The 6,114-nt window shown below is 66.0% G+C and carries 7 protein-coding genes; 5 read left to right on the forward strand and 2 right to left on the reverse strand.

The window, feature by feature from the left end; all coding sequences use genetic code 11:
- The first annotated feature begins 105 nt into the window (after positions 1-105).
- Both CTR55_RS17745 and CTR55_RS17750 read left to right on the forward strand, forming a co-directional pair.
- Entirely contained in the window at positions 106-900 is a 795-nt protein-coding gene (locus CTR55_RS17745) for an alpha/beta hydrolase (RefSeq protein WP_296288143.1), read from the forward strand.
- 189 nt (positions 901-1,089) lie between these two features.
- Positions 1,090-1,713 carry a cell wall hydrolase gene (locus CTR55_RS17750; protein ID WP_296288144.1) on the forward strand — a complete coding sequence of 208 codons (624 nt, stop codon included), beginning with the start codon at positions 1,090-1,092 and terminating at the stop codon, positions 1,711-1,713.
- Between the two features lie 7 nt (positions 1,714-1,720).
- On the opposite strand, the gene CTR55_RS17755 is transcribed toward CTR55_RS17750, so the two are convergent.
- Entirely contained in the window at positions 1,721-2,242 is a 522-nt protein-coding gene (locus tag CTR55_RS17755; RefSeq protein ID WP_296288145.1) for an Rrf2 family transcriptional regulator, read from the reverse strand.
- Between the two features lie 320 nt (positions 2,243-2,562).
- Between CTR55_RS17755 and CTR55_RS17760 the strand changes: the two genes are divergently transcribed.
- The 3 genes from CTR55_RS17760 (at position 2,563) to CTR55_RS17770 (ending at position 5,290) form a co-directional block, all read left to right on the forward strand.
- The gene (locus tag CTR55_RS17760) at positions 2,563-3,765 is read left to right on the forward strand and encodes an NAD(P)/FAD-dependent oxidoreductase (RefSeq protein WP_296288146.1); all 1,203 of its coding nucleotides are present in this window, start codon (positions 2,563-2,565) and stop codon (positions 3,763-3,765) included.
- 515 nt (positions 3,766-4,280) lie between these two features.
- Complete coding sequence (locus CTR55_RS17765; protein WP_296288147.1) at positions 4,281-4,979, forward strand: AzlC family ABC transporter permease; 699 nt, start codon at positions 4,281-4,283, stop codon at positions 4,977-4,979.
- Positions 4,976-5,290, forward strand: a complete 315-nt coding sequence (locus CTR55_RS17770; protein WP_024763816.1) for an AzlD domain-containing protein — start codon at positions 4,976-4,978, stop codon at positions 5,288-5,290. Before CTR55_RS17765 ends, CTR55_RS17770 begins: the two co-directional genes overlap by 4 nt.
- Before the next feature lie 73 nt (positions 5,291-5,363).
- Here CTR55_RS17770 and CTR55_RS17775 read toward each other — a convergent pair.
- The coding region (locus CTR55_RS17775) for a TolC family protein (protein ID WP_296284083.1) at positions 5,364-6,114 on the reverse strand (751 nt) is incomplete at its 5' end.

Consider the following 6,114-nt stretch of genomic DNA (forward strand, 5'->3'; position numbering starts at 1 on the left):
CTCCTGGCCCGATCGGACTATGCATACGCCCGTCTGAACATCGCCTCGGGCACTTGGCGGGAATACTATGACCGACCCCACAGCGAGTCAGTACAGGAGAGTGTCATGTCGTTGCCCGTCAGCACCCGGGAACACTGGATCAGCAGCGAGAAGGGCCAGTTGTTCGCCCAGGACTGGGCACCCGCCGAAACCACCGGCGAGCCGATCCTGCTGCTGCATGACTCGCTGGGCTGCGTGACCTTGTGGCGAGATTTCCCGGAGCAGCTCGCGCGCAGCACCGGCCGCCAGGTGATCGCCTACGACCGCCTCGGTTTCGGCCGCTCCGAGCGCTATCCAGGCGCCCTGCCGCTGGACTTCATCGACGACGAGGCGCGCACCTTCTTCCCCTTGCTGCAACAGCACTTCGGCCTCGAGCGTTGCGTGGTGTTCGGTCACAGCGTCGGCGGCGCCATGGCGGTGGCGTGTGCGGCTCAGCATTCGCAGGCGTGCGCAGCACTGATCACTGAATCGGCCCAGGCCTTCGTCGAGCACCGGACCCGCGATGGCATCCGCGCCGCGGAACTGGAATTCGCCCGCGAGGGCCAGCTGGAACGCCTGCAGAAATACCACGGCGACAAGGCCTTCTGGGTGCTGCGTGCGTGGGTCGATACCTGGCTGTCCGACGACTTCAGCGACTGGAACCTGGACGCCGAACTGGCGCAGGTGCGGTGCCCGATCCTCAGCCTGCACGGCGAGCAGGACGAGTACGGATCGGCCGCGCATCCGGAACGTTTCACCTCGGTGCCCGGCGTCCCGACGATGCTCAGGCTCCTGCCCGATTGCGGCCACGTTCCGCACCGCGAGCAACAGCCGGCGGTGCTCCAGGCAGTGGGCGAATTCCTCCAGCGGTATCTGCCCTAAGCCCCGTCACTCGCGGGCTGCCCGCATTACCGTCTGGCTGGAAGGTTGAATCTAACTGCGTAGGGCACAGTCACAACGATCAGGCGCAGTCGCTTCATTCAGAAGCGGCCTCAAGGGCGCCGTTGCGCAGGTTCGGAAAGGAATCGGCGCAACGGCCCGTCGGGTTTCGCTGCGCAGGTAGGTTCGAGCATGTGCCGCCGTTGGCTTCCGCTGCTTCTGCTCACGCTGTGGGCGCCCCACTCCCTTGCCGCCTCCCTCGGCAGTTCTACCGACGCGAAAGCCCAGGCGGCGGTGAACAAGGCCGAAGTGCTGGAACAGCAGGTCGCCCACCCCACCACGGCGGTGACCCGCCCCGCACCCATCACCCAATCCGAGGTCAAGGCACTGGACCCGGCCGGCAAGGCGCCGCTGGGCGACGCCATCACCTGCCTGTCGCGGACCCTCTACTGGGAAGCCAAGGGTGGCGACAAGGCGGACATGGAAGCAGTGGCCAACGTGGTGCTCAACCGCATGGGCCATGGCGGCTTCCCCGACACCGTATGCGGTGTGGTCAAGCAGGGCCAGGCGCAGAAGCACTGTCAGTTTTCCTGGTGGTGCGACGGACGCTCCGACCAGGTGGAAGAGAAGAACCGCTACGACATCGCCAAGGAAATCGCCCGCAAGGCGCTGAACCAGCAACTGGGCGACCGCACACGCGGCGCCCTGTACTTCCATGACCGCCACGTCTCGCCGAACTGGGCGAAGGTATACCTCCGCACGGCCGAGACCGAGGAGTTCGTCTTCTACAAACCGCGCGGCGGAGAGGCGCGTTAGGCGAGCCTCAGTTGGCGGCGCTGGGGCCGTCGCGCTGGGCATCCATCCATTGCACCACGGCATCGCCGAATTCCGGCGGCGCCTTGCGCCCGACGCGGCGCACCAGGTCGAGCACGGTGTGCTGGGCCAGGGCTTCCTCCATGCGCTTCTGCGCGGTGAGCATGACCGCGTGGATCGAGCAGGTGCCGCAGGTCGCCCATTCCGGCGGCGAGCCTTCGAACACCGCGCAGCGGCCACGAATGTCGCGGCACTCGAAGATCGGCTTGTCGCCGTCGATGGCCTTGACGATATCCAGCACGGTGATTTCGTCCGCCGGCCGCGCCAGGCGGAACCCGCCGCGCACGCCTTCGGTAGCCGCCACCAGCCCGGCCTTGGCCAGTTTGGTGAAGACCTTGGCGAGCAGTTCCTGGGGCACACCCTGCAGCTCCGCCAGCGCACGCACGCTGGAGTCGCGGCCATCGCCCTTCTCGTCCGTCAGGTAGAGCAGGCAATGAATGCCGTACTCCACTCCTGCACTGTACAAAGCCATCACAAACTCCGACTAGATCAGTCGCATTATTTTCAAGCCACACCGGGCATCCGGCAAGCACTTAAGCATGCACCCGGACGATCTGTCATCCGCAGCATGCGACCTGCAAGGCTATGGCGTGTTCACCGTATAAACAGAAGCAGCGGCAGTTTCCCGCGCCGACCGTGACGAACGGTCGGAGTTTGCAGCAGAATTCGGTTGCACCACATAACTACGACAAATATAGTCGCAGTTATCCGAGACGAGCCAGGAAGCGAACCGCTCCGATGTCAGGCACTCGGGAACCCACCCTGGATTCACACTTTTCGTCGGAGAGCACCATGAAACAACGCATCCTGATCGTCGGCACCGGTTTCGCGGGTATGTGGAGCGCCCTGAGCGCCACGCGTCTGCTCGATCTGCACCAGCGCGGCGACGTCGAAGTCGCGGTGCTCGCGCCCCAGGCCGAACTGCGCATCCGCCCACGCTTCTACGAGCCGAACGTGCACCAGATGGCCGCGCCGCTGGGCGAGCTGTTTGGCGCCGTGGGCGTGACCTTCATCCAGGGCAGCGCCGAGCAGATCGACGTCGACGGCCGTCAACTGGATTACCGCGCTGCCAGCGGCGAGATCGCCACCCTGGGCTTCGACCGCCTGATCCTCGCCAGCGGCAGCAAGGTTGCCCGCCCCGCCCTGGCGGGTATCGAGCACGCCTTCGACGTGGACGACATCGACCAGGCCGTGCGCCTTGAAACTCACATCCGTTCGCTGCACCAACTGCCGGAATCCGCAGCACGCAATACCGTGATCGTCGCCGGCGGCGGCTTCACCGGCATCGAGACCGCCACCGAAATGCCGGCGCGCCTGCGCGAAGTGCTGGGTGCGGAAGCCCAGGTGCGGGTGATCGTGGTCGATCGCGGCGCCGAGATCGGCAGCGCGCTGGGTGTCACCTCGCAGTCGGTGGTGGCTGAAGCCTCCGCCGAACTGGGTGTGGAGTGGCGCCTGAAGGCCTCGGTGGAATCCATCGACGAAAACGGCGTGACCCTCTCCAGCGGCGAGCGCATCGAGGCGAAGACCGTGGTCTGGACCGCCGGCGTACGCGCCAGCGCGCTGACCGAACAGGTTGCCGGTGAGCGCGACCGCAGCGGTCGCCTGCATGTGGACCGCAACCTCCAGGTGATCGGCCAGGATGCGGTGTTCGCCACCGGCGACGTGGCCTACGCCGCCGTGGATGACGCCGGCAACCACGCGCTGATGACCTGCCAGCACGCCATCGCCCTGGGCCGCTCGGCCGGCAACAACGCCGCCGCCGACCTGCTGGGCGTAGCGCCCATCCCCTACAGCCAGCCCAAGTACGTGACCTGCCTGGACCTGGGCGCCTGGGGCGCACTGTTCACCGAGGGCTGGGACCGCCAGGTGCGCTTCCAGCGCGAGGAAGGCAAGAAGATCAAGACCGAGATCAATACCGTGTGGATCTACCCGCCAGCGGCTGATCGCACCACTGCACTGGCGGCGGCTGACCCGATGATTCCGGTCGTGGCCTGAGGCAGTCAGCAAGAGCCCCGGTTGGCGTGAGCCTGCCGGGGCTTTTTCATGCTCGTGGCACGGGCTTTTCTTGCAGGAGCGTGGGCGGTTTTGTAGGAGCGAGCTTGCTCGCGTACCAGTATTCCGGTCACTCCGACGCTGGGCGGTTCGCGAGCAAGCTCGCTTACAGACCGTAGGGCGCATAACGCGCCAGCGTTATCCGCCCTACGCACTACACGAGCTGGAGGCGATTGTGGCGTTTGATTGAAGGGTATCGCCTTTCACACAAGCGTCAGGAGGAACACGTCGTAGGATGGCGTGGAGCGCAGCGATACCCATCGTTTCTGGGCACCGACAGCATGGGTATCGCTGCGCTCCACCACATCCTACGTTGGAGGCCCGTCGGCGAGACCGGCGCTAGGGTAGACATAGAATCTCCTGCAACGCTGACTGGCGGCAGACAGCAAGATTGTTCAAGCCAGGCGGCGCATTTCTCTGCCACGCTGAAGGCACTTACCTGTCTGCCAGAACCCTTCATGTCCCAAGATCAGCTTCCTTCACGCGCCTTCCTCCGGGGCGCCATCGACATCCTGCCGCTGTCGCTCGCGGTCCTGCCCTGGGGCCTGCTCGCCGGCTCCCTGGCGATCGACGCCGGGCTGTCGCCGTTGCACGGCCAGGGGCTGTCCGCCATTGTCTTCGCCGGGGCCGCGCAACTGGTGGCCATCGGCATGCTCAAGGGCGGCGCCGGGTTCTTCTCGATCATGATCACCACCCTGCTACTGACCTCGCAGCACCTGCTCTACGGGATGACTCTGCGCCCGGTGATCTCCGGGCTGCCGGGGCGCTGGCGCGCGGGGCTGGGCTTCCTGCTCACCGACGAACTGTTCGCCCTCGTCAGCGGCCACGACCGCGAAACCTTCAACCGCTGGTACGCCCTGGGCGTGGGCCTGACGTTCTACATCGCCTGGAACCTCTTCACCCTCGTCGGCGTGCTGGTGGGCACCAGCATTCCTGGGCTGGAGCACCTGGGGCTGGACTTCTCCATCGCCGCCACCTTCGTCGCACTGATCGTGCCGGTGGTGAAGAACCTCCCGACGGTGGTGTGCGTCGCCGTCTCGCTGTTCTGCTCGGTGCTGCTCAGCTACTGCCAGGTGGGCTCGGCGCTGGTGCTGTCGGGGTTGGCGGGGATGTTCGCCGGGTTCCTCTGTCAGAAATTCTCGGGGGTGCGCGCATGATGGTCTGGGCAGTGATCTTCGGCATGGGCCTGATCGTGTTCTTCAACCGCTACGTGTTCCTCGAACCACGCCTGCCGATACGCCTGAGCAGCAACGTGCGGCAGTTCCTCGGCTTCGCCGTGCCGGGCATGCTCACCGCAATCTGCGGGCCCATCGTGTTCCTGCCCGAGCATCAGCTGAACCTGCGCCTGGACAACCCCTACCTGCTCGGCGCCGTCGTCGCCGTGGCGCTGGTGCTGTGGACGCGCAACGTGCTGCTCAGCGTGATCCTCAGCATGGGCGCGTTCTACCTGCTGCGCTGGTGGCTGTAACGACCCGCGCCAGCAACCCGAAAAAAAGCCCCGGCACCTGGCCGGGGCTTTCTCATTCAGGCGTCAGCGCGCCTCAGGGCGTGGCGATCTCGCCGCGCTGCCACTGCGCCTCGCGGCTGGCCAGGCCCTGGCCGATGTCGCTGAGCGAGTCGGACTTCAGCTGCGCCGGCAGCGGGTCGAGACCCACACTGGCGAACACCTGGCCGTAGGCGTTGCGCAGCTCGGCGTAGGCCAGGTCGCGCTGCAGGTCGGCTTGCAGGTTGTTCAGCTCACCCTGGATCAGCTCCAGTTCGCCGATGCCCTGGGCCTGGTGGCGATTGCGCAGTTCCTGGGTGATCTGGCCGTCGAGGCTGGCCAGTTCGTCGCTGGTCTGGAACTGCCGGCGGGCTTCCTGGTAGTTGGCGCGGGCCACGTAGAGCTGCGCCAGCACGGCCATGGAGAGCGCCTGGCGACGCGCCGCGGCAACGTCTTCGCCGGCCTTGGCGACCTTGATTGCGGCAGGCCCGGAGATCACGTTGAAGAGGTTCCAGGTCACCTTGACGCCGTAGTCGGCCCAGCTCTGGTCGACCAGGTAGGAGTTGCTGTCGTAATGGCCGCCTGCGGAGAATTCCAGGCCCGGCAGCAGGCGCAGCATGGCCTTGCGCGTTTCGGCGGCGCTGATGCGCGACTGGTAGTCCTGCTCGCGCAGTTCCGGGCGCGAGGCCAGGGCTTCGCGCTCCAGGCTGTCCATTTCCACCTTGAGTTCGGGGATCGGATAGTCGTCGGCCGGCATCGCCAGTTTGACGTCGGTGCCCGGCGGCAGGTTGATCAGCGTGGCCAGTTCG

This window comes from Pseudomonas sp., assembly GCF_002796985.1.
GTDB lineage: Bacteria > Pseudomonadota > Gammaproteobacteria > Pseudomonadales > Pseudomonadaceae > Pseudomonas.

Excerpts from the sequence above, each read along its gene's own strand:
- CTR55_RS17745 (WP_296288143.1), top strand. The coding sequence starts at position 106 with ATGTCGTTGCCCGTCAGCACCCGGGAACACTGGATCAGCAGCGAGAAG.
- CTR55_RS17750 (WP_296288144.1), top strand. The coding sequence starts at position 1,090 with ATGTGCCGCCGTTGGCTTCCGCTGCTTCTGCTCACGCTGTGGGCGCCC.
- CTR55_RS17755 (WP_296288145.1), bottom strand. The coding sequence starts at position 2,242 with ATGGCTTTGTACAGTGCAGGAGTGGAGTACGGCATTCATTGCCTGCTC.
- CTR55_RS17760 (WP_296288146.1), top strand. The coding sequence starts at position 2,563 with ATGAAACAACGCATCCTGATCGTCGGCACCGGTTTCGCGGGTATGTGG.
- CTR55_RS17765 (WP_296288147.1), top strand. The coding sequence starts at position 4,281 with ATGTCCCAAGATCAGCTTCCTTCACGCGCCTTCCTCCGGGGCGCCATC.
- CTR55_RS17770 (WP_024763816.1), top strand. The coding sequence starts at position 4,976 with ATGATGGTCTGGGCAGTGATCTTCGGCATGGGCCTGATCGTGTTCTTC.